General features: G+C 70.9%; 22 protein-coding genes and 3 pseudogenes. 11 read left to right on the top strand and 14 right to left on the bottom strand.

Annotated elements, in window-relative coordinates:
• Positions 1-9: 9 nt before the first annotated feature.
• From ACZ7L9_RS22760 to ACZ7L9_RS22750, 3 genes are read right to left on the bottom strand one after another with little or no spacing between them, the layout of a single operon-like run.
• Positions 10-993, bottom strand: coding sequence for a DMT family transporter (locus tag ACZ7L9_RS22760; RefSeq protein WP_471417487.1), 984 nt, complete (start codon positions 991-993; stop codon positions 10-12).
• Between the two features lie 33 nt (positions 994-1,026).
• On the bottom strand, positions 1,027-1,749 hold the full coding sequence (locus tag ACZ7L9_RS22755; protein WP_471417485.1) for an ArsR/SmtB family transcription factor: 723 nt from the start codon (positions 1,747-1,749) through the stop codon (positions 1,027-1,029).
• Between the two features lie 15 nt (positions 1,750-1,764).
• Positions 1,765-2,454 carry a TetR/AcrR family transcriptional regulator gene (locus tag ACZ7L9_RS22750; protein ID WP_471417483.1) on the bottom strand — a complete coding sequence of 230 codons (690 nt, stop codon included), beginning with the start codon at positions 2,452-2,454 and terminating at the stop codon, positions 1,765-1,767.
• A gap of 49 nt (positions 2,455-2,503) precedes the next feature.
• Between ACZ7L9_RS22750 and ACZ7L9_RS22745 the strand changes: the two are divergent.
• The 3 genes and pseudogenes from ACZ7L9_RS22745 to ACZ7L9_RS22735 form a co-directional block, all read left to right on the top strand.
• Positions 2,504-2,651, top strand: a pseudogene (locus ACZ7L9_RS22745) (acyl-CoA dehydrogenase family protein); the annotation flags it as partial.
• 204 nt (positions 2,652-2,855) lie between these two features.
• Positions 2,856-3,146 (top strand): YiaA/YiaB family inner membrane protein, encoded by a 291-nt coding sequence (locus ACZ7L9_RS22740; RefSeq protein WP_471417481.1) that lies wholly within the window; start codon positions 2,856-2,858, stop codon positions 3,144-3,146.
• 145 nt (positions 3,147-3,291) lie between these two features.
• Positions 3,292-3,948: a TetR/AcrR family transcriptional regulator gene (locus ACZ7L9_RS22735; RefSeq protein WP_471417479.1), complete on the top strand. Its 657-nt coding sequence runs from the start codon at positions 3,292-3,294 to the stop codon at positions 3,946-3,948.
• On the opposite strand, the gene ACZ7L9_RS22730 is transcribed toward ACZ7L9_RS22735, so the two are convergent.
• Positions 3,939-4,400, bottom strand: a complete 462-nt coding sequence (locus ACZ7L9_RS22730; RefSeq protein ID WP_471417477.1) for a MaoC family dehydratase — start codon at positions 4,398-4,400, stop codon at positions 3,939-3,941. The two genes, ACZ7L9_RS22735 and ACZ7L9_RS22730, sit on opposite strands and share 10 nt — an antisense overlap.
• A 220-nt stretch (positions 4,401-4,620) precedes the next feature.
• Between ACZ7L9_RS22730 and soxR the strand changes: the two genes are divergently transcribed.
• Positions 4,621-5,094: a redox-sensitive transcriptional activator SoxR gene (soxR, locus tag ACZ7L9_RS22725; protein ID WP_471417475.1), complete on the top strand. Its 474-nt coding sequence runs from the start codon at positions 4,621-4,623 to the stop codon at positions 5,092-5,094.
• A gap of 142 nt (positions 5,095-5,236) precedes the next feature.
• On the opposite strand, the gene ACZ7L9_RS22720 is transcribed toward soxR, so the two are convergent.
• Positions 5,237-5,848 (bottom strand): hypothetical protein, encoded by a 612-nt coding sequence (locus tag ACZ7L9_RS22720; protein ID WP_471417473.1) that lies wholly within the window; start codon positions 5,846-5,848, stop codon positions 5,237-5,239.
• Positions 5,849-6,074: 226 nt separating this feature from the next.
• On the opposite strand from ACZ7L9_RS22720, the gene ACZ7L9_RS22715 reads away from it, so the two are divergent.
• Complete coding sequence (locus tag ACZ7L9_RS22715; protein ID WP_471417471.1) at positions 6,075-8,903, top strand: penicillin acylase family protein; 2,829 nt, start codon at positions 6,075-6,077, stop codon at positions 8,901-8,903.
• Between the two features lie 82 nt (positions 8,904-8,985).
• Here ACZ7L9_RS22715 and ACZ7L9_RS22710 read toward each other — a convergent pair whose 3' ends face one another.
• Complete coding sequence (locus ACZ7L9_RS22710; protein WP_471417469.1) at positions 8,986-10,260, bottom strand: exo-beta-N-acetylmuramidase NamZ family protein; 1,275 nt, start codon at positions 10,258-10,260, stop codon at positions 8,986-8,988.
• A gap of 186 nt (positions 10,261-10,446) precedes the next feature.
• Between ACZ7L9_RS22710 and ACZ7L9_RS22705 the strand changes: the two genes are divergently transcribed.
• The 3 genes and pseudogenes from ACZ7L9_RS22705 (at position 10,447) to ACZ7L9_RS22695 (ending at position 12,053) form a co-directional block, all read left to right on the top strand.
• Positions 10,447-11,211, top strand: a complete 765-nt coding sequence (locus ACZ7L9_RS22705; protein ID WP_471417468.1) for an SDR family oxidoreductase — start codon at positions 10,447-10,449, stop codon at positions 11,209-11,211.
• A gap of 3 nt (positions 11,212-11,214) precedes the next feature.
• Positions 11,215-11,386 (top strand): annotated as a pseudogene (locus ACZ7L9_RS22700) (AMP-binding enzyme); the annotation flags it as partial.
• Positions 11,387-11,459: 73 nt separating this feature from the next.
• Positions 11,460-12,053 (top strand): TetR/AcrR family transcriptional regulator, encoded by a 594-nt coding sequence (locus ACZ7L9_RS22695; RefSeq protein ID WP_471417466.1) that lies wholly within the window; start codon positions 11,460-11,462, stop codon positions 12,051-12,053.
• Here ACZ7L9_RS22695 and ACZ7L9_RS22690 read toward each other — a convergent pair.
• A complete protein-coding gene (locus ACZ7L9_RS22690; protein ID WP_471417465.1) occupies positions 11,992-12,960 on the bottom strand; it encodes a LysR family transcriptional regulator in 969 nt (322 codons plus the stop codon). The genes ACZ7L9_RS22695 and ACZ7L9_RS22690 overlap by 62 nt on opposite strands.
• Before the next feature lie 74 nt (positions 12,961-13,034).
• Between ACZ7L9_RS22690 and ACZ7L9_RS22685 the strand changes: the two genes are divergently transcribed.
• The gene (locus tag ACZ7L9_RS22685) at positions 13,035-13,199 is read left to right on the top strand and encodes a hypothetical protein (RefSeq protein ID WP_471417463.1); all 165 of its coding nucleotides are present in this window, start codon (positions 13,035-13,037) and stop codon (positions 13,197-13,199) included.
• Between the two features lie 272 nt (positions 13,200-13,471).
• On the opposite strand, the gene ACZ7L9_RS22680 is transcribed toward ACZ7L9_RS22685, so the two are convergent.
• Both ACZ7L9_RS22680 and ACZ7L9_RS22675 read right to left on the bottom strand, forming a co-directional pair.
• The gene (locus ACZ7L9_RS22680; protein ID WP_471417461.1) at positions 13,472-14,698 is read right to left on the bottom strand and encodes an acyl-CoA dehydrogenase family protein; all 1,227 of its coding nucleotides are present in this window, start codon (positions 14,696-14,698) and stop codon (positions 13,472-13,474) included.
• 8 nt (positions 14,699-14,706) lie between these two features.
• Positions 14,707-15,729, bottom strand: coding sequence for a phosphotransferase family protein (locus ACZ7L9_RS22675; RefSeq protein WP_471417460.1), 1,023 nt, complete (start codon positions 15,727-15,729; stop codon positions 14,707-14,709).
• 156 nt (positions 15,730-15,885) lie between these two features.
• Here ACZ7L9_RS22675 and ACZ7L9_RS22670 point away from each other — a divergent pair.
• Positions 15,886-16,095: pseudogene (locus tag ACZ7L9_RS22670) on the top strand (alcohol dehydrogenase catalytic domain-containing protein); the annotation flags it as partial.
• On the opposite strand, the gene ACZ7L9_RS22665 reads toward ACZ7L9_RS22670, so the two are convergent.
• The 4 genes from ACZ7L9_RS22665 to ACZ7L9_RS22650 all read right to left on the bottom strand — a co-directional run bounded on the left by ACZ7L9_RS22665 (position 16,081) and on the right by ACZ7L9_RS22650 (position 18,617).
• Positions 16,081-16,392 (bottom strand): DUF202 domain-containing protein, encoded by a 312-nt coding sequence (locus ACZ7L9_RS22665; RefSeq protein ID WP_471417458.1) that lies wholly within the window; start codon positions 16,390-16,392, stop codon positions 16,081-16,083. The pseudogene ACZ7L9_RS22670 and the gene ACZ7L9_RS22665 sit on opposite strands and share 15 nt — an antisense overlap.
• Positions 16,389-16,784: a YidH family protein gene (locus tag ACZ7L9_RS22660; RefSeq protein ID WP_471417456.1), complete on the bottom strand. Its 396-nt coding sequence runs from the start codon at positions 16,782-16,784 to the stop codon at positions 16,389-16,391. The genes ACZ7L9_RS22665 and ACZ7L9_RS22660 overlap by 4 nt, the downstream gene beginning before the upstream one ends.
• A 255-nt stretch (positions 16,785-17,039) precedes the next feature.
• A complete protein-coding gene (locus ACZ7L9_RS22655; protein WP_471417454.1) occupies positions 17,040-17,561 on the bottom strand; it encodes an NUDIX domain-containing protein in 522 nt (173 codons plus the stop codon).
• Positions 17,562-17,723: 162 nt separating this feature from the next.
• Positions 17,724-18,617 (bottom strand): DMT family transporter, encoded by an 894-nt coding sequence (locus ACZ7L9_RS22650; protein WP_471417452.1) that lies wholly within the window; start codon positions 18,615-18,617, stop codon positions 17,724-17,726.
• A 218-nt stretch (positions 18,618-18,835) separates the two neighbouring features.
• Here ACZ7L9_RS22650 and ACZ7L9_RS22645 point away from each other — a divergent pair, with 218 nt between their 5' ends.
• Positions 18,836-20,491 carry an FAD-binding dehydrogenase gene (locus ACZ7L9_RS22645; protein WP_471417450.1) on the top strand — a complete coding sequence of 552 codons (1,656 nt, stop codon included), beginning with the start codon at positions 18,836-18,838 and terminating at the stop codon, positions 20,489-20,491.
• A 71-nt stretch (positions 20,492-20,562) separates the two neighbouring features.
• Here ACZ7L9_RS22645 and ACZ7L9_RS22640 read toward each other — a convergent pair whose 3' ends face one another.
• Positions 20,563-21,012 (bottom strand): ASCH domain-containing protein, encoded by a 450-nt coding sequence (locus ACZ7L9_RS22640; RefSeq protein ID WP_471417448.1) that lies wholly within the window; start codon positions 21,010-21,012, stop codon positions 20,563-20,565.
• Positions 21,013-21,268 lie beyond the last annotated feature (256 nt).

The raw sequence follows: 21,268 nt of genomic DNA, 5'->3' as shown, positions 1-21,268 counted from the left end.
GCCGTCTTCCTACGGCCGCTCGGCTCCTTGGCGCTCCGCGTCATGTCGGCGTCCCTCCACCGGCTGTGCCGGACCCTTCCGCGTCAGGCCGGTCTGCGTGCGCGCACGGGAGACCGCCACCCCGGCCAGACAGTGCAGACCCCCGCCCACGGTGAGCGGCGCGGGCACCTCGTCCAGCAGCAGCCAGGACATCAGCACCACCAGCGCGGGCACGGCATAGGTGGTGGCGCCCATCCGTCCCGCGGTGGTCCTGGCGAGTGCGTAGGCCCAGGTGGTGAAGGCCAGCGCGGTCGGGAAGAGGCCCAGGTAGACCATGTTGAGGGTGGCGGACAGCGGCGCGTCGGCGGCGTCGGAGATCAGCGCACCGGAGAACGGCAGACAGGCCGCCGTGCCGATCAGGCAGCCGAACGTGGTGATCTGCAGTGCGGAGCCGTGTCGCAGTGCGGGCTTCTGGCAGACCACCCCGGTCGCGTACGCCACCGCGGCCAGCAGACAGAGCAGCACGCCGAGCACCGACGCACTCCCCTCTCCCGACATCGACAGACCGACCACGGCGGCCCCCGCGAACGACACGGCCATGCCCGCCAGCAGCCTGCCCGGCAATCGCTCGCCGAGCACCCGCGCAGCGAGCAGTGCCATCAGGAGGGGGCCGATGTTCACCACCATCGCGGCCGTGCCCGCGTCCACCTGCTGTTCGCCCCAGTTGAGCACCACCGTGTAGAGAGCGAACCAGAGCAGCCCCGACGCTATGATCCCGGGCCAGGCGCCCCGCGACGGCAGCCCTTCGCGCCGCAGCAGCAGGAGTGTGCCGAGCGCCACGGAGCCCGTGAGCAGTCGGCCGAGCGCGAGTGCGCCGGGTGAGTAGGCCTCGCCGGCGCTGCGGATGGAGACAAAGGCGGAGGCCCACAGCAGCACGGTGGTGCAGGCCGCGGCGAGGGCCCGCCAGTCGCGATGTGCCGAGGGTGTCGCCGCCGGGGCGGGTGTCGTCGTCATGGCCCCGACCGTAGGGCCGCGACCGTTCGGCACCTACCGAATTGTCTCCCGCTCGATACCGAGGTGCTCGTACAGCGCCTGTTCCCCCTTCGCGGTCGCCTTCACCGCACGCCCGGACCCGATCCGTACGCACCATTGCGCATCCAGCGTGTACCGGCACAGTGCGGCGCCCGCGACCCCCGCCAGGTGTGGTCTGCGCTCCGTCCAGTCCAGACAGCTCCGTACGAGCGGACGCCGCGACCTCGACTCCAGACCGATGCCCAGCCCGTCGAACCAGCCGAGGCCGTCGTCGGTGAGCGCGAAGCCGGCGTCCTGCTTCAGCAGTCCCCGTACGGTCATGGCATCGGCGATCGCGATGCCGATCCGGCCCGCGAGATGGTCGTAACAGGTGCGGCCGCGGGCCAGCGCGCTCCCGGCGCTCGCCGCGCTCAGGGTGCGCGGCCGCCCGGGCACGGCGTCGGTGACGACCTGGGCGGCCAGATCCTCCACGAGGTGCGCCGCCCGTTCGCCGGCGAGCCGCAGATAGCGGTGGCGGCCCTGCCGCTCCTCGGTCAGCAGCCCGCCCGCGACGAGCTTGCCGAGGTGTTCGCTGGCGGTGGACGGCGCCACCGAGGCGTACCGGGCCAGCTCGCCCGCGGTCCAGGCGCGGCCGTCGAGCAGGGCCAGGCAGAAGGCGGCGCGGGTCTCGTCGGCGAGGAGCGCGGCCAGGGCGGCGAGCCGGGGCGCGGCCGGGTCGGGGTGTGCCATGCGTGCCATGTGTTCCAGGATGCGTCAGGAACGCTTCGGTGCCGACCGAATCGTCCCGGCGGGCGGCAACTGCCCGCACTCCAACTGCTCGTACTGGAGCGAGAGGCCGTCGACCAGCGCCCGCAGCCCGGTCCCGAACGCCCCCTCGTCGACCTTCCGGCGGCGGTCGGCCAGCAGATGGGCCTGGCCGAGGTGCGGATAGTCCGCGGGGTCGTACGCCGTCTCGTCGTCCACGAAGCCGCGGGCGAACGAGCCGAGGGCCGAGCCGGTGATGAAGTAGCGCATCAGGGCCCCGATGTATGTCGCCTGGGCGGGCGGCCAGCCGGCCCTGACCATCGCGCCGAAGACCGCGTCGGCGACCCGCAGACCGGCCGGGCGGCGGCCCGGTCCCCGGGCGAGCACCGGGACGATGTGCGGGTGCTCGGCGAGCGCCGCACGATAGGAGACGGCCCAGTCGTGCAGGGCGGCGCGCCAGTCACGGGTGTCCGACTCGTCGAACATCGACAGATCGACCTGGGCGGACACGGCGTCCGCGACCGCGTCCAGGATCTCGTCCTTGTTGCGGAAGTGGTTGTAGAGCGAGGGTCCGCTGACCCCGAGTTCGGCGGCGAGCCGGCGGGTGGAGACGGCGTCGAGGCCCTCGGAGTCCACGAGTGCGCTCGCCGTCGCGACGATGCGGTCTCTGCTCAGGAGGGGCTTGCGCGGTCGGGCCATGCGGCACATAGTAGGGCCTGCAGGCAGAAAACTAGCAGTGCTAATCAAAGTGGAGAGCCGAAGGACGAACCTGGAGCTCGACGAGGAGCAGGAAGCCGTCCGGCAGCTCGCCGAGGACTTCGTCACCCGGGAGGTCGCCCCCCCACGTCATGGCATGGGACCGGGCCGAGAACGTCGACAAGTCGATCGTGAAGAAGCCGGCGGGCGGCGCGGGACCGGCCACCGCCGCGGCCGCGGCCGCCTTCGCTCTGGCCGGCGCATCCAGAAGCTGATCACCGGTCGCGCGCTGACGGGGGTCTCCGCCTTCTGACCGGCTCGTCGCTGCTCGAACGGGAGTCTGAGTACCGGGCTGAGTACCGGGACGGATGTGGCCCACACCACGTCGGGCGATGCTGGGCGCCATGAGTGACACAGCACCGGTCAAACAGCAGAGCACCGCGGCCTTCTACGGCCAGGCCGTCGCGTCCTTCGGGGTGGCGATGGCCGCGGTGGCTCTCGGTATCTACTTCCTGGACGCCGACGCCTGGGTCCGCGGGTTCCTCGCGATCGGCGTCCTCTATCTCGTCACCTCCTGCTTCACCCTGGCCAAGGTCATCCGCGACCGGCAGGAGGCGGGGCAGATCGTCAGCCGGGTCGACCAGGCCCGGTTGGAGAAGATCCTTGCCGAGCACGACCCCTTTCAGAAGCTCTGACGATCCCGCCCGGACGGACGCCGGGGTCTTTCGTTCGGATCGGGCCGGACCCCGCGAGCCCGGCATGATCCGAACGAGAGGCCCTAAGCGCTTGCTCAGGTTCGGGGTATGGTGTTCGTCCTGCTGACGAGAGGGGCGAGTGACGATGAGCACGGCGGAGGAGACCGACGGCGACGGTGCGCCGTGGGCCGAGGTGACGCCCGAGGCGGCCAGGCGGCTGCTCGTCGCCGCCGTCGATGCCTTCGCCGAGCGCGGGTACCACGCCACCACCACCCGCGACATCGCGGGCCGGGCGGGGATGAGCCCCGCCGCGCTCTACATCCACTACAAGACGAAGGAAGAGCTGCTCCACCGGATCAGCCGGATCGGTCACGACCGCGCCCTGTTCGTCCTGGAGGCCGCGGCCGACGGCGGCGGTACGGCCGCCGAGCGGCTGGCCGAGGCCGTGCGGTCCTTCGTCCGCTGGCACGCCGAACGGCACACCACGGCCCGCGTCGTCCAGTACGAACTCGACGCCCTCGGCGAGGAGCACCGCGCCGAGATCGTCGAGCTGCGCCGCAGGAGCGACGCGGTGGTGCGCCGGATCATCGGCGAGGGCGTGCGGGCCGGGGAGTTCGACGTACCCGACATCCCGGGAACCACGCTCGCGGTGCTCTCGCTCTGCATCGATGTGGCGCGCTGGTTCAACGCGCAGGGCAGCCGGACGCCGGACGAGGTCGGCGAGCTGTACGCCGACCTCGTGCTGCGCATGGTCGCCGCCCAGCGTGAGAGGAGCTCAGTGCCGGGGCGCCGTCAGAAGTAGTAGCGCGACACCGACTCGGCCACGCACACCGGCTTGTCGCCGCCCTCGCGCTCGACGGTGACGGCGGCGGTGACCTGCACGCCGCCCCCGGCCTCCTCGACGCTCTTCAGGACGGCCGTGGCGCGCAGCCGGGAACCCACGGGCACGGTGGACGGGAAGCGGACCTTGTTCGTCCCGTAGTTGATGCCCATCTTCATGCCCTCGACGCGCATGATCTGCGGGACGAGCGCCGGCAGCAGCGAGAGCGTGAGGTAGCCGTGCGCGATCGTCGTGCCGAACGGACCGGTCGCGGCCCGCTCCGGGTCCACATGGATCCACTGGTGGTCGCCGGTGGCCTCGGCGAAGAGATCGATCCGCTTCTGGTCGACCTCCAGCCACTCGCTGTGCCCCAGCTGCTCGCCCACCCCGTCGCGCAGCTCCTGTGCGGACGTGAAGATCCTCGGCTCTGCCATGTCCCTGGTCCCTGCCCTTCCCGCTGTCGGCCATCCGGCGTCACAATGCCTGTCTAAGGGGAGCTCACAAAATGGGAGTCCGATCAGCGAGCGTGCGTGCCAGGCGTCGCGAGCCGGGCGCCCATTTTGTGAGCTCCTCTAAGCGCTTGCTCAGCATGGTTGGCAGTGCGGTTCCTGTCAACGACGGACCGGCCCGGGGCGGCCAAGTAGGGTTGGAGGGGTGCCCCAGATCCCACAGACGCTCCAGGAACTCACGGTCGGCCAGCTCTCCGCGCGCAGCGGCGCCGCTGTCTCGGCCCTGCACTTCTACGAGGCCAAGGGCCTGATCAGCAGCCGTCGCACCAGCGGCAACCAGCGTCGCTACAGCCGGGACGCGCTGCGCAGGGTCGCGTTCGTCCGCGCGGCGCAGCGGGTCGGAATCCCGCTCGCCACCATCCGTGACGCCCTTGCCGCACTCCCGGAGGAGCGCACCCCCAACCGCGATGACTGGGCGCGGCTCTCTGCCGCATGGCGCTCCGAACTGGACGAGCGCATCGAGCAGTTGGGGCGGCTGCGGGACCATCTCACCGACTGCATCGGCTGCGGCTGCCTGTCGCTGGAGACCTGCGTGCTCTCCAACCCGAACGACGTCTCCGGTCAGCGGATCAGCGGCTCGCGGCTGATGCCGGAGCGCCCGTCGGCCGACTGCCGGTAGACGCGGGGCCCGCCGGTTGCCGTTCGGCCGCCGAGTGGGCGCGCGGGGCGCTGCCGCCCGCGAGGAGCTCCCGCCGGGCGCGAACGCCGGACACTCTCGACGGTCGCGCCCGCCAGGTTCGAGCGCGGATCGCCCCCGCCCCTCACGCCGCCGACGCCAGATCCCGGCGCCGTTCGCTCCGGGCCTTCGCCAGCGCCCCCGGCGTGAGCACCGGCTGCGGCACCAGAATTCCGCACCCCGTGCAGGCCGGCCCCGACCACGGCTCGCACCCGAGCTCCGACGCCCAGACGATCTCCGTGCCCGTGCACACGGGGCAGGCCGTGCCCGGCTCCGACTCCAGGGCGGCGATCAGCCGGCCGAGGACCTCGGCGAGCGACGCCGAGGGGTGCACCTCCGGGTCCGCGCAGCGGGCGACCCCGTACCCGCCCCAGGTGCGCCGGTGCCAGTCGTCGAACGCGCCGGGCCTGCGCAGCCCGTCGTGCTTCTCCCGCCTGCGGCGCTCGGCGAACCCCGCCTCGTATCCGAGCCAGACGGCCCGTGCCGCCTCCAGCTCGTCCAGCGCGCGCATCAGCCGCACCGGATCGGGGGACCGGTCCTCGGGCCCGATCCCGTGCCGGGTGCACAGGTGATCCCAGGTCGCCCGATGCCCGTAAGGGGCGAACCGCTCCAGGCACTTGCGCAGCGAATACCGCCGCAGCGCCAGGTCGCCCCGAGGGTCGCGGGCCTGTCTCGCAAGACTCCGAAATCCGGCCACCGCACTGCCACCTCCGTCGCTCGTACTTCGGCGTCGAGGAATGGACGTACGAGCGCCCGATCCGGATCCATCCACCCGGGATGACGTCCAGCATGCGAGATGACCGACCGTCATCGGGTCGCGGGCGGGGGCATGTGATGATTCAGAAAAGGTGACTGTTGTTCACCTTACCGGCGAGTCATACCGCCGGTAACCTCCGGCGCATCGGCCTCTCGGAGGAGCACGCATGCCCCCACGCACCGTCAAGTTCAGAGCTGCCACCATCGCGGCGGTTCTCGCCCTCGGCACCACCCTGCTCGCGGCCTCGCCCCAGTCCGGCGCCGCCGCAGCGGAACCCGCAACCGTCACCGACTACTGCCAGGGGCAGTGCGACGACATCCTGCCACCCGGCGAGAACGGCAACGCCACACTCGTCGACATCCTCGGCAACAAGGCGTTCGGCACGCACCCCGCCCACAGCGACGATCAACTCGACCGCTACAACGGCCTGGTGGCCGGACACACCGCTCTCACCGACCGGAAACTCACCGACTTCTTCAACGACGCCTCGTTCGGCGTCCCGAAGGACCAGGTCGAGTCCGTCACCTCGCCCCGCGACGACGTCACCATCACCCGTGACAAGACGTCCGGCGTCCCGCACATCAAGGGCACCACCCGGTACGGCACCGAGTTCGGCGCCGGATTCGCCGCCGGGCAGGACCGGCTCTGGCTGATGGACCTCTTCCGGCACATCGGACGCGGCGAACTGACCTCGTTCGCCGGTGGCGCACTGGCCAACCAGGGCCTGGAGCAGCAGTTCTGGCCGCAGGCCCCGTACACCGAGGCCGATCTCGAAGCCCAGGTCGCCTACATCAGGACCCATGAGGGCGCCCGCGGCGAACAGGCCATGGCGGACGCCCAGGCGTACGTCGACGGCATCAACGCCTACCGTGAGAAGTCCAAGAAGGGCCGCTACTTCCCCGGCGAGTACGTCCTCACCGGCAAGATCGACGCCATCACGAACATCGGGGAGATCCAGCCGTTCAAGCTGACCGACCTGATCTCGATCGCCTCCGTGGTCGGCGGCCAGTTCGGCGGCGGTGGCGGCGGCGAGGTACAGGCGGCGCTCTCGCTGCTCTCCGCCCAGCAGAAGTACGGCGTCGCCGAAGGCACCAAGGTCTGGGAGTCGTTCCGGCAGCGCGAGGACCCCGAGGCCGTGCTCACGGTTCATGACGGCACGTCGTTCCCGTACGCGGGCAAGCCCGCCACGGCGCGCGGCATCGCGCTGCCCGACAGCGGGTCCGTCACGGCCGAGCCCCTGATCCACGACCGCACCGGCTCCGCGGGCACCGACGAGAAGGCCCCCGTCAAGGCCCCGGCCACGCTCAAGAAGGCCCAGGGCATCTACGACGACGGCGTCATCCCCGCGGGCTCGCTGCCGGGCTCCGGCTCCGGCGCCCAGAAGCGTGGCATGTCCAACGCCCTGCTGGTCTCCGGCAAGCACACCGCGAGCGGAAACCCGATCGCCGTCTTCGGACCGCAGACCGGCTACTTCGCCCCGCAGCTGATGATGCTCCAGGAGCTCCAGGGCCCGGGCATCAGCGCCCGGGGCGTCTCGTTCGCCGGTGTCGGCATGTACATCCAGATGGGCCGCGGCCAGGACTACGCCTGGAGCGCCACCTCGGCCGGCCAGGACATCACCGACACGTACGCCGTCGAACTGTGCGAGCCCGACGGCGCCAAGCCCACCAAGGACTCCACGCACTACCTCTACCGCGGCACCTGCACCGCCATGGAGACGCTGGAGCGCACCAACTCCTGGAAGCCGACCGTCGCCGACTCCACGGCGAAGGGCTCCTACCGGATGCAGGTCCGGCGCACGAACTACGGCATCGTCACCCACCGTGCCACCGTGGGCGGCAAGCCCGTCGCGTACACCTCGCTGCGCACCACCTACCGCCACGAGGCCGATTCGATCATCGGCTTCCAGATGCTCAACGACCCGGCGTACGTCAAGGACGCCGCCTCGTTCCAGCGGGCGGCGAGCAACATCGACTACGCGTTCAACTGGTTCTACGCGGACTCCCGCACCGCCGCGTACTACAACAGCGGCATGAACCCGGTGCGCGCGGCGGGCGTCGACCCGGCGCTGCCGGTGAAGGCCGAGCGGACCTACGAGTGGAAGGGGTACGACCCGGCCGCCAACACCGCCGCGTACACCCCGTTCGCAGAGCACCCGCACTCCAGCGGCCAGGACTACTACGTCTCCTGGAACAACAAGCAGGCCAAGGGGTACGCCGCTGCGGGCTTCGGGCTCAGCGCGGTGCACCGGGCCGATCTGCTGGACGACCGGGTGGCGAAGCTGGTCGAGGAGGGCGGCGTCACCCGGGCGTCCCTCACCCGGGCCATGGCCCAGGCCGCCGTCACCGACCTGCGCGGCGAGCAGTTGCTGCCCGAACTGCTGAAGGTGATCCGTTCCCGGCCGGTCACGGACCACGAACTGAACGGCGCGGTCCAGCAGTTGGAGTCCTGGCGGGCGGCGGGGTCGCAGCGCAGGGAGAGCGGCCCCGGATCGCACGCGTACACCCACGCCGACGCGGTGCGGATCATGGACGCGTGGTGGCCGAAGCTGGTCGAGGCCGAGTTCAGGCCGGGGCTCGGCGACGGGCTGTACGGGGCGCTGGCCGCCAACCTCGCCACCGACGAGTCCCCGGCGGCCAGCCACGGGCCGAGCGGGGCGCACAGCGGTTCGGCGTTCCAGTACGGCTGGTGGGGCTTCGTGGACAAGGACCTGCGCCGGGTTCTGGGGCAGCCGGTCAAGGGCCCGCTGGCCAGGACGTACTGCGGGAACGGTGACCTGGACAGCTGCCGGGACGCACTGCTGACGTCCCTGAAGCGGGCCGCGGCGGAGCCTGTCGCGGAGGTGTACCCGGGGGACGACAACTGCAAGGCGGGCGAGCAGTGGTGCTCGGACTCGATCGTGCACCGGCCGCTGGGCGGGATTGCGCAGAAGTCCATCCACTGGCAGAACCGCCCGACGTACCAGCAGGTGGTGGAGTTCCCCGCCCACCGGTAGGGACCTTCCGGTTCCGTCCTTCCTCCGAGGGCGGAACCGGTTCGCCGGGCGGGCCCGGAACCCCGGGCCCGCCCGGGGTTCCTCACCGGTACTGGAGGTACTTCTTCCGGACAAACCGGAACGCGGCGAGGTCGTCCGCCCACGCCCCCACCACCTCGTCCGTGTCCGCCCCCGCGTCGATCATCGTGCGGACCCGCGTGTTGCCGGTGAGCTTGTCGATCCAGTTGTCCGAGCGCCAGGCGAACCCGCTCCACGTCTGCTTCGCCGTGACCAGCAGCGCGATCCCCGTGCGTACCGGATCAAAGGCCTCGCGGTCGTGCACATGCAGCTGCACCCCGCCGACCGTCTTCCCCTGGAACTTGGAGAACGTCGGCGCGAAGTACGCCTCGCGGAACGAGACTCCCGGCAGATCGAGCGCGTTCGCGGCCGCCGCCCACCGGTGGTCGATGCCTTCCGCGCCGAGCAGTTCGAACGGCCGGGTCGTGCCGCGCCCCTCGGACAGGTTCGTGCCCTCGAACAGGCAGGTCCCCGAGTAGACCAGCGCCGTGTCCGGAGTCGGCATGTTGGGGCTCGGCGGCACCCACGGCAGCCCGGTCGCGTCGAAGAAGTCCGCGCGCTTCCACCCCGACATCTTCACGATGCGCAGGTCCACCGGCCGGGCCAGGAACTCCTTGTTGAACAGCAGCGCCAGCTCGGTGACCGTCATGCCGTGTGCCTGGGCGATCTCCCGGCGGCCCACGAACGTGGCGAACGCCGGGTCCAGCACCGGCCCGAGCGCCGCCCGCCCGGTCACCGGGTTCGGCCGGTCCAGGACCACGAACCGCTTGCCCGCGAGAGCCGCCGCCTCCATGCAGTCGTACAGCGTCCAGATGTACGTGTAGAAGCGGGCGCCCGCGTCCTGGATGTCGAAGACGACCGTGTCCACACCGGACGCGGTGAAGACATCGGCGAGCGGCTGCCCGCTCTTCAAGTACGTGTCGTAGACGGGGAGTCCGGTCGCCGGATCGTCGTACCGCCCTTCCGAGCCGCCCGCCTGCGCGGTGCCGCGGAATCCGTGCTCGGGCCCGAAGACGGCGATCAGGTCGACCCGCTCGTCCGGATGCATCACGTCGACGATGTGACGCACGTCGGACGTGATACCGGTCGGGTTGGTGACGACCCCGACCTTCTGGCCCTTCAGCAGCGCGTAGCCGTCCGCCGCCAGCAGGTCGAAGCCGGTACGGACCCGGCCGTGCCCATTGCCCCGCCCGTTGCCGGTAGCGGGGGCGGCGGTCGCGGCCCCGGTACCCGCGGCCGTCGCCGCGAGGGCTCCCATCGCACCGCCGGCGGCCAGCAATCCACGTCTGGACAGGCTCATTCAGCTACCTCCATGATCGCGACCTCTGTCATGGTCACGCACGCTAGCGCGCGTTCAGGCCGTACGGAATGAGCCGGACGCGACGGGTGTGACAGGAGTGTCGCCCGAGCCGGGCCGGACCTCTTCCGCTACGACATACCGACTGGTTAGTCTGCTGGGGCGGTCGACGGAGAGAGGCGGGATCCGATGAGTACGGTGCAGGGCGCGGGCGTGGTGGTCACGGGGGCCGGAGGCGGCATCGGAGCCGCTCTGGCCCGCCGATTCGCCGCAGAAGGCGCACGGGTCGTGGTCAATGACCTCGACGAGGCCGGGATCGAGCCGCTGGCCGAGGAGATCGGCGCCGTCGCCGTCGCCGGTGACGCCTCGCGGATCGTGGACGCCGCCCGCGACGCGCTGGACGGCACCGTCGACATCTACTGCGCCAACGCGGGCCTCGCCTCGCCCGGCGACGTCTTCGCCGACGAGGAGGTCTGGGCCGCCGCCTGGGACGTCAATGTGATGGCCCATGTCCGCGCAGCCAGGGCGCTGTTGCCCCACTGGCTGGAGCGCGGCAGCGGCCGGTTCGTCTCGACCGCCTCCGCCGCCGGACTGCTGACGATGATCGGCGCAGCCCCTTACAGCGTCACCAAGCACGGCGTCGTCGCCTTCGCCGAATGGCTCTCCCTCACCTACCGCCACCGCGGCGTCAAGGTCCACGCGATCTGCCCGCAGGGCGTGCGTACGGACATGCTCACGGCCGCCGGATCGGCCGGAGAGCTCGTCCTCGCACCCAGCGCCATCGAGCCCGAGGCGGTCGCCGACGCGCTCTTCGACGCCATGGCGGAGGACCGCTTCCTCGTTCTGCCGCACCCCGAGGTCGCCGGGTACTACCGGGCCCGCACCAAGGACACCGACCACTGGCTCGGCAGTATGAACCACCTCCAGCAGAAGTGGGAGGAGACCGGCGCATGAGACGTCCGCGCCTACGTCGCCCGCGGCCGGGCGCCACCGTCGCCCCCGGGGAACCGGGTACCGCAAGGACCGGCTCGGCGCGTACGAGTACCCGCGCGAGGTCGAGATCCTGACCGAACTCCCGAAGACGGCGAGTGGGAAGATCCTCAGGCGGGAACTGCGTTCCCCCGGATAGACCGCTCCGCGCACAGCAGAGCGTTTCACGCACAGCACGGATTCACGCACGGTACGGAAGGAAGGTGGCGACAATGGCCAAGGCGACGGACGGGGACACACTCCCCGTCCCCCAGCGGCTGCTGGCCGCCGCCACCCGGCTCTTCGCCGAGCAGGGCTACGACCGCACCTCCGTCCAGGAGATCGTCGAGGCGGCGGGCGTCACCAAGGGCGCCCTCTACCACTACTTCGGCTCCAAGGAGGACCTCCTCCAAGAGGTCTACGCCCGGGTGCTCCGGCTCCAGCAGGAGCGGCTCGACGCCTTCGCCGACGCCGACGCCCCGGTCGAGCAGCGGCTGCGCGACGCCGCCGCCGACGTGGTCGTCACGACCATCGAGAACCTCGACGACGCCTCGATCTTCTTCCGGTCCATGCACCACCTGAGCCCGGAGAAGAACAAGCAGGTAAGGGCGGAGCGGCGCCGCTACCACGAGCGCTTCCGGGCCCTGATCGAGGAAGGTCAGCGGAGCGGGGTGTTCTCCACAGCCACCCCGGCGGACCTGGTCGTCGACTACCACTTCGGCTCGGTCCACCACCTGTCCACCTGGTACCGGCCGGACGGCCCGCTCAGCCAGCAGGAGGTCGCCGACCACCTCGCCGACCTGCTGCTGCGCGCCCTGCGTCCGTAGCGTCCTGCCGGACCTGGCGGCCGCCAGACGGGGGAGCACCGCCGGTCAGCCGGTCCAGGAGCGCCTCCGCCGCCGGGTTGCGGGGGTGGGGTGCCCGCCCCGCGAGGACCACCGTCCGGCCGGGCTCCGGCTGCCGGATGCTCACGCACGGCAGCCCCGCGTCCGTCCCGATCCGCCGCGGCACGATCGCCACGCCGATCCCGGCCCGTACGAGATCGACGAGCAGCCGGATCTGGGTGACGTCACAGGTGATCCGGCGCTCCAGCCCGCAGTGTGCGGCCAGCCTCCGCACCGCGGTCTCCAGGCCGGTGCCCGCGCGGAAGTCCACGAACGGCTCATCGGCGAGATCCTTGATCAGGGTGCGTCCGGCCGTCGCCAGCCGATGGCCCGGCGCGGTGATCAGCACCAGGTCCTCGTGCCAGGTCGCGAACCCGACGATGCCGTCGGGGAGCTCGGCGGCGTCCGGCGCGAGAAAGGCGAGATCCAGCTCACCCGTCCGTACCCCCGCGACCAGTTCCGGTGTCGTCGCCTCGCGCAGCGAGATCTGCACCCCGGGCCACAGCCGGTGGTACGAGGCCAACTCGGCCGCCAGATCCACGCAGGTCAGCGTCTGGATGGTGCCGATCCGCACCCGGCCGGTCACCAGCCCCGACACGGCGGCCACCGCGTCCCGCGCCGCCTCGGCCCCGGCGAGCACCGACCGGGCCGACGGCAGCAGCGCCCGGCCCGCCTCGGTGAGGATCACCCGTCGGCCCGTCCGGTCGAACAGCTCGGCACCCAGCTCCCGTTCCAGGTTGCGTACGGAGGTGCTCAGCGCGGACTGCACGATCAGCTCGGCACGGGCGGCGGCCGTGAAACTGCCGTGCGTGACCACCGCCATGAAGTGGCGGAGTTGGCGCATCTCCATCCATCAACAGTATCGATGGCAGCCAGCTGAACCATCTGTTGGACCGACCGCCGGTACGGGCCGAAGCTGGATGTATGACTCACATCCAGCCATCCGCGCACGTCCCCGCGCTCTGGGCCGTGGCGTACGGCCCGCGGCATACCGCGGCCGTCCGCTTCGCCGCCCGGTGCCTGCTGCGTGTGAGGGCTTTCGTCCGCGAACTGGCGCTGGCGGACCATGTGCCGTTCGGAGGCTATTGACGGGGTCGAATCCCGTTGGTGGAGCCGGGAGCGCCCGGTTGGCATCCGACGGTGAAGATGCCGGCCGACGGACAACTCCACGACGCCGTACGCCGGGCCGACGCCGGACGGGGGCCCGGCTCCTGGACGCGCGCGACTGCTCACCGGCCGTGCGCGGACGCCTGATCCGGCACGAGGACCCGGTCCGGCGCGGAAATTCAAGCCCGCCCGGCGAATGAGGGCAACGCGGCAACCGGGCGAGCCCCCGCACCCACCCCCACCCAGGCCACCGCCTACACGTACCGCCTGATCTCCCGCCGCGCCAACGACCGCTGATGCACTTCGTCCGGCCCGTCCGCCAGCCGCAACGTCCGTGCAGCCGCCCACAGTTCGGCCAGCGGGAAATCCTGGCTGACGCCACCCGCACCGTGCAACTGCACCGCCTGGTCCAGGATGTCGACCACGGCGCGCGGGGTGGCGATCTTGATGGACTGGATCTCCGTGTGCGCGCCCCGGTTGCCCACCGTGTCCATCAGCCACGCCGTCTTCAGCACCAGCAGCCGCAGTTGCTCCACCGTGACCCGCGCGTCCGCGATCCAGTTCTGTACGACGCCCTGCTGGGCGAGCGGCTTGCCGAAGGCCGTACGGGACACCGCCCGCCTGCACATCAGCTCGATGGCCCGCTCGGCCATGCCGATCAGGCGCATGCAGTGGTGGATGCGGCCCGGTCCCAACCGGGCCTGGGCGATGGCGAATCCGCTGCCCTCCTCGCCGATCAGGTTCGCGGCGGGCACCCGTACGTCGGCGAAGACGACCTCGGCGTGACCACCGTGGTAGTGGTCCTCGTAGCCGTACACCTGCATGGCGCGCCGCACTTCGAGACCGGGGGTGTCGCGCGGGACCAGGATCATCGACTGCCGGCGGCGAATGTCGGCGCCCTCAGGGCCATCGGCAGTCGCCGTCCTGCCCATCACGATGAAGATCCGGCAGTCCGGGTTCATCGCGCCGGAGATGTACCACTTGCGGCCGTTGATGACGTAGTCATCGCCGTCGCGCACGATGCGGGTCTCGATGTTCGTCGCGTCCGACGAGGCCACTTCCGGTTCCGTCATCGCGAACGCCGAGCGGATCTCCCCGGCGAGCAGCGGCTCCAGCCACTGCTTCTTCTGCTCGTCCGTGGCGAACTGGAAGAGCACCTCCATGTTTCCGGTGTCCGGGGCCGCGCAGTTGAGCGCGGTCGGCGCCAACTGCGGGGAACGGCCGGTGATTTCGGCGAGCGGCGCGTACTGGAGATTGGTCAGCCCGGCACCGTACTCGGCGTCGGGGAGGAAGAGGTTCCACAGCCCCTGCCGTCGCGCCTCGGCCTTGAGGTCCTCGACGACCTGCGGGGTCTGCCACGGGGACGCGAGCAGCGCGCGCTGTTCGTCCGCGGTCCGCTCGGCCGGATAGACGTGCTCGTCCATGAAGGTGAGCAGCTTGGTGCGCAGCTCTTCCGTAAGGGCGTCGAATGCGAAATCCATGGGGTTGATCAGCCTTCCTGGAGGGTGGTGAGGCCGTGCTCGATGAAGACGGGGACGAGATCGCCGATGCGGTCGAAGCCGGCGCCGACGGTCTGGCCCAGCGTGTAGCGGTAGTGGATGCCCTCCAGGATCACGGCGAGCTTGAACCAGGCGAACGCCGTGTACCAGGAGATGGCGGAGGTGTCGCGGCCGGAGCGTGCGGCATAGCGCTCGATCAGTTCGGCGGGGGTGGGGTGGCCGGCCGCGCCGCTGGTGGTGGAGACCGGGGAGTTCGCCAGGTCGAGGTCCGAGCTGTACATCACGAGCAGGCCGAGGTCGGTCAGCGGGTCGCCGAGCGTGGACATCTCCCAGTCGAGGACGGCCTTGATTCGGTCGTCGGAGCCGATCAGGACGTTGTCCAGGCGGTAGTCGCCGTGTACGACGGTGGGCGTGGGGGAGGCGGGCAGCTCACGGCCGAGCGTGGCGTGCAGTTCGTCGATGCCGGGCAGTTCGCGGTTGCGGGAGGCGTCCAGCTGCTTGCCCCAGCGACGCAGCTGCCGGTCGAGGAAGCCCTCGGGGCGCCCGAAGTCTCCCAGCCCGACGGACTCCGGGTCCACGGCGTGCAGTTCGACGAGCGTGTCGACGAGACCGAGGACGGCCGCCCGGGTGCGCTCGGCGCCCAGCGGGGCGAGCTGTTCGGCCGTGCGGTACGGGGTGCCCTCGACGTACTCCATGACGTAGAAGGGAGACCCGAGCACCGAGTCGTCCTCGCAGAGCAGCACGGGTTCGGGTACCGGAACGGCCGTCGGGTGCAGGGCGCTGATCACCCGGTGTTCGCGCTTCATGTCGTGCGCGGTGGCCAGCACATGGCCCAGCGGGGGCCTGCGGACGACCCAGCGCCCCGTGCCGTCCGTGACGATGTACGTCAGGTTCGACCGGCCGCCCTCGATGAGCCGGGCTTCGAGCGGTCCGTTCACCAGACCCGGCCGCTCGTGGTCGAGATGGCCGCACAGCCGGTCGAGGTCGAGACCTGGCGGATGGACTGGGCTCATCGTGCGCACCTCCGGGGTGAGAGACGGTCGGTGTTCATGATGCCGACCAGTCGGTATGTCGTCCAGTGGGCTCCCGGAATCCGACGCCTGCACTCCGCACCGACATGGTTCGGGAGTCTGGCAATCAGACGTATGTCTGAATAAGGTTCACGTAGGAAACCAGGCTGCATGGTCGTCCCCGGCACCGTCCTGGTGAAGGTTCGGGCCGCGGCGGTCAGCCCGGTCGACTGAAAGGCCCGTGAGGGCTACCTCGACGCCGGTCTGGAGGCCGTGTTCCCGGTGATCTCCCGCTGGGACGTGTCCGGAGTCGTCGTGCAGCCCGGTGTCGCTGAGGGGCCCGGCGCCCCGGCCTCAGAACAGCATGGCCGTGGCGAACACCGCGAGCGCGACCGTGCACGCCGCCGCCGTCAGCGCGCCGCGCGCCGAGAGCGGCTCCGGACGCGCGGTCCCCATCCCGAGCACCCGCCGGTGCGCCACGAGCAGGAAACCCAGCCAGGCCAGCCCGCTCAGCGACACGGCGACGACCGCGGCCGGGCTCGCCCCGCCGTGCAGCGCCTGCTTGACCGCCAGCAGCGCCACCACCGTGCAGGACAGCGTCGTACGCCGCCACGCCAGCCTGGTCCGCTCGGGCTGCAGCCCGGGATCGCGCCCGTCCGCCGTCACCGGCCCTCCCAGCCGAAGAGGACCACCACCACCATCGCCACGGCGACGAACGCGACGGCGAGACCGAGCAGCGTCGGGAACCGCGAGACCGGAAGATCCTCCCCGCGCCGCATCGCCTGCTCGCACCGCACCCAGTGGTTGATCGCCCGCAGCGCGCACAGCACACCGGCCGCCAGCAACGCCAGCGCCAGCCCCGCGCGCATGCCCCACGAAAGCTCCGGGAGGAACTGGTCGACTGCGAAACCACCGCCGATCAACGCGAGAGCCGTCCGGATCCAGGCGAGGAAGGTGCGCTCATTGGCGAGCGAGAACCGGTAGTCGGGGGTGTCGCCCTCTTCGCGGATTCGCTGCGGCGCGAACCACAGCCGCAGGCTCTGTACGAATTCGATCACGCGTGAACCTTAGACCGACCGAGAATTGGGGTGCGGCGTCGCGGGGCCGGGCACGCACATCCGCCGCGTTGTCGTCAATCACCATGGCTCCGCCATGTCTCAATCCTCCGCCTCGCAGCTGCACGCACCCGGCCCCGCTCCTTCTCCCGCACCCCAATTCCCGGTCGGTCCCGGACCGACCGACAATTGGGGGCCGGCGTCGCGGGGCCGGGCACGCGCCGGTCGGTGGCAGATCGGCGGCAGTCGCAGCCCGGCTCAGGAGACCGCCCCGCCCGCCCGGAATGCGCGCAGCCGGCGGTACGTCTCCAGGCCGTCCGGCACCCACTCCCAGTCGCCGAGCCGCTGCTCCAGCTCCGCATCGGTGAGGAAGGTGTGCCAGGCGACCTCCTCCACCTGCGGGTGCACCGGCAGCTCGCACCGCACCTGGTAGACGTGGGACCACCAGGAGTGCTCCGCGCTCTGGTAGAGGAACTTGAAGAGCGGCTCGGGACGGGGGAGCCCCGTGACCCCCAGCTCCTCCTCGGCCTCCCGCAGCGCCGCCTCGTCGTACGATTCGCCGGCCCCGACCACTCCGCCGACGAACATGTCGTAATGGGACGGGAAGACCAGCTTCGTGGACGTCCTGCGGTGCACGAAGAGCCGGCCTGCGGCATCCCGGGCCTCGATGAAGACGCAGCGATGGCGCAGGCCCCGCGCGGTTGCCTCACCACGCGGGGCCTGCCCCACGACCACGTCGTTCTCGTCGACGATGTCCAGGATCTCGTCAGAGGGAGTCATTGGAGTCATGCCCCTCATCCAACATCGGACCACTGACAGTGATCACTGCCCCATGACGTGCTTGACGGTCGGGCCCGTGGTCCAGCCGCCGCCCACGGCCGGTTCGGCGCCGGTGACGTACGAGGCGGCGTCCGACCGTGCCTGCAGGGCTCGCGCCGCCGCTCAGCTCGGCAGCAGGCTCTTCTCCCGGCGCCCGCCCACGGGTCCCTCCGGCATCGCCGGATGCAGTCCCAGCAGCACGATCCCGACGACGATCGCCGCGAGACCGGCCGCCTGCCAGGCCAGCGCGCCGGGGTCGGTGCGCAACTGGTCACCGAGGAAACCGACCCCGCAGGCGATCCCGGCCAGCGGCTGCGCGGCGGTCAGCGGGGGCAGTGAGACCCGCAGCGGGCCCGTCTCGAACGCGCTCTGCACCAGGAGCAGGCCCGTCACCCCCAGCGCCACCACCGCGTACGGCTGCCATGCCGTCGCGAGCGTCGCAAAGCCGTCCACCGACAGCCTCTGGCCGGTGACCCGGGTGAGGGCGTCCTGAAGTCCGTACAGCAGTCCGGCCGCCACCGCGAGCAGCGCCGGGGCGACCCCGGACTGATAGCGCTTGGCGAAGGCGGTGAGCAGCAGTGCCACGCCCACGACCACGCCGATCACCAGCCAGTGCCGCAGCGGATCGGTCACCGCCTCACCGCCCCGCGGCTGGCCCCCCAGAAGAAACGCGGCGACTCCGCCGGCCAGCATCCAGAGCCCGGCCCAGCCCTGCCCGCCGAGCCGCTGTCCGGTGCGATGGCGCGACAGAGCCATCGCGAAGAGCAGATTGGTGGCGAGCAGTGGTTCGACGATGGACAGCTCGCCCTTGCCCAGGGCCAGGGCACCCAGCACCATGCCGCAGACCATCAGCCCGATACCGGCCAGCCAGCTCGGCACCCGCATCAGGTCCAGCAGCAGCCGGAAGGAGAGATAGTCGCTCCTCGGCGCGTGGGAAGCGGCGTCCTGCTGGAGGACGAAGCCGAACCCCAGACAGCAGGCGGCACTCACGGCGAGTACGAGAACCAGCACCGACACGCTTCTACCTCAAGTCAGGCCAGAAGTGGGTGATTCGTATCGACGATAGCGCCTGCGCCCCATGGGTGCGGCCGGGGAGCCGCCGACCGGGCGGTTGACGCTGGAGCGGCCGGTGCAGAGGATCTGACGCACGAGTAACCTCCGGCGTCCGTGCCGGATTCTCACCATGGCCGTGACCGGATCGCTCCGACCTCCGACCCCCGACAAGGATGGAACCCATGGCGTACGACGCTGATGTGATCGTTATCGGGGCAGGGCTCGCGGGTCTGGTGGCCACCGCCGAGCTGGTCGACGCGGGCCGCTCGGTGATCCTGCTCGACCAGGAACCCGAACAGTCCATCGGTGGCCAGGCGCACTGGTCCTTCGGCGGTCTCTTCCTCGTCGACTCGCCCGAGCAGCGCAGGATGCGGATCAAGGACAGTCACGAGCTGGCCCTCCAGGACTGGCTCGGCACGGCGGGCTTCGACCGCGAGGAGGACCACTGGCCCCGGAAGTGGGCCGAGGCGTACGTCGACTTCGCGGCCGGTGAGAAGCGCTCCTGGCTGCACGCCCAGGGGCTGCGGCTCTTCCCCGTCGTCGGCTGGGCGGAGCGCGGCGGCTACGACGCGAACGGCCACGGCAACTCCGTACCCCGCTTCCACATCACCTGGGGTACCGGTCCCGGGGTCGTCGCCCCCTTTGAGCGCCGGGTCCGCGCGGGCGTCGCCAAGGGCCTGGTCCAGCCGAAGTTCCGCCACCGGGTCACCGGCCTGGGCCGCACCACGGGCACCGTCGACACGGTGACCGGCGAGATACTGGAGCCGAGCGTGGCCGCCCGCGGCACCGCGAGCAGCCGGGTGACGGTCGGCACCTTCGAGCTGAGGGCCCAGGCGGTGATCGTCACCTCCGGTGGGATCGGCGGCAACCACGACCTCGTACGCAAGCAGTGGCCCCGGCGGCTCGGCACCCCGCCCGCGAAGATGCTCTCCGGTGTGCCCGCCCATGTCGACGGACTCATGCTCGGCATCACCGAGGAGGCGGGCGCCCACCACATCAACCGCGACCGGATGTGGCACTACACCGAGGGCATCGAGAACTGGAACCCGATCTGGGCCAGGCACGGCATCCGCATCCTGCCGGGACCGTCCTCGCTCTGGCTGGACGCCCGAGGCAAGCGGCTGCCGGTTCCGCTCTTCCCCGGCTTCGACACGCTCGGCACCCTCGAACACATCATGAGGTCGGGATACGACTACACCTGGTTCGTCCTCGACCGGAAGATCATCGGCAAGGAATTCGCGCTCTCCGGCTCCGAGCAGAACCCCGACCTGACCGGAAAGTCGATCCGCGACGTGCTCGGCCGGGCCCGCGCGGACGTACCGGCGCCGGTGAAGGCGTTCATGGACAACGGGGCGGACTTCGTCGTCGAGCAGGACCTCGCCGCACTGGTCCGCGGCATGAACGCGCTCACCGACGAGCCGCTGATCGACGAGGCCGAACTGCGCCACGAGATCACCGCACGCGACCGCGAGATCGCCAACCCCTTCACCAAGGACCTCCAGATCACCGCGATCCGCGGCGCCCGCACATATCTGGGGGACAAGCTGATCCGTACGGCGTCACCGCACCGCATCCTCGATCCCAAGGCCGGTCCGCTGATCGCCGTGCGGCTCAACATCCTGACCCGCAAGTCGCTCGGCGGGCTGGAGACGGACCTGTCCTCCCGGGTGCTCACCGAGGACGGCACACCGCTGTCCGGTGTGTACGCGGCGGGGGAGGCGGCCGGTTTCGGCGGCGGCGGGGTGCACGGCTACCGCTCGCTGGAAGGAACCTTCCTCGGCGGCTGCATCTTCTCAGGCCGGGCGGCGGGCCGGGCGGCGGCGAAGGCTGTCGGCTAGCCGGGTCCTGTCCTGCTGATCGGACTCCCATTTTGTGAGCTCCTCCCAGGACACCGGCTGCCCGGCCCCGCCTACCGTTCCGCCGCGCCCACGACGGGATCCAGCAGCTCGACGACCCGGAACCGTTCGGCGACGACCATGGTGTCGTCGTCGACCGTGAACTCCGGGTCGCCGAGCGCCTCCCGCATCTCCTTGCCGTGCCAGAACTTCTCGTGCTGCGCACGCCACTCGGCCACCGATGTGTCTCCCTCGCCCTCGTCGATCGCGTGCTGGAGATCTACGTCGCCGAGGCGCAGCACCCGTACCTCCGTCACCTCCAGCACCGCGATCTCCCGGCCGTCCGAGTCGATCAGCGCGGACCGCTCGCCCACCGGAGGCAGCTCCTCCTTCTCCGCCTCGTACTCCGCGAGCAGCCCGGTCGTCGACACCTTCACACCGGCGAGCACCGCCGCCACCAGGCGATCACGCAGCGGTCCGGGAAAGGCGAGCAGAAAGGGCTTGAGAGGTTCACGGTTCGCCATGGCGCCAAGTCTGACATGCGTCGCCGGACGCCGCGCCGGTCCGGGCACCTGACCGGAGGCCGGTCGGATGCTGGTCGGAGGCCGTCAACTTAGCTGGACTATGAACGGAGTTGGCAGTGGGCCCGGGCGGGGTGTCTGCCGCACATGGCAATGGCGCCCGCCGATCCGGAGGCATGCCGTGGCATGCGCACCGGGTCGGCCGGGCGCCATCGGGCACGGCCCCGGCTTGCGCCGCGGGGGAGGGCCGTGCGGGAGG

It is taken from the genome of Streptomyces sp. NPDC111516 (genome assembly GCF_055635345.1).
This window is presented reverse-complemented; position numbering and strand designations above follow the sequence as displayed.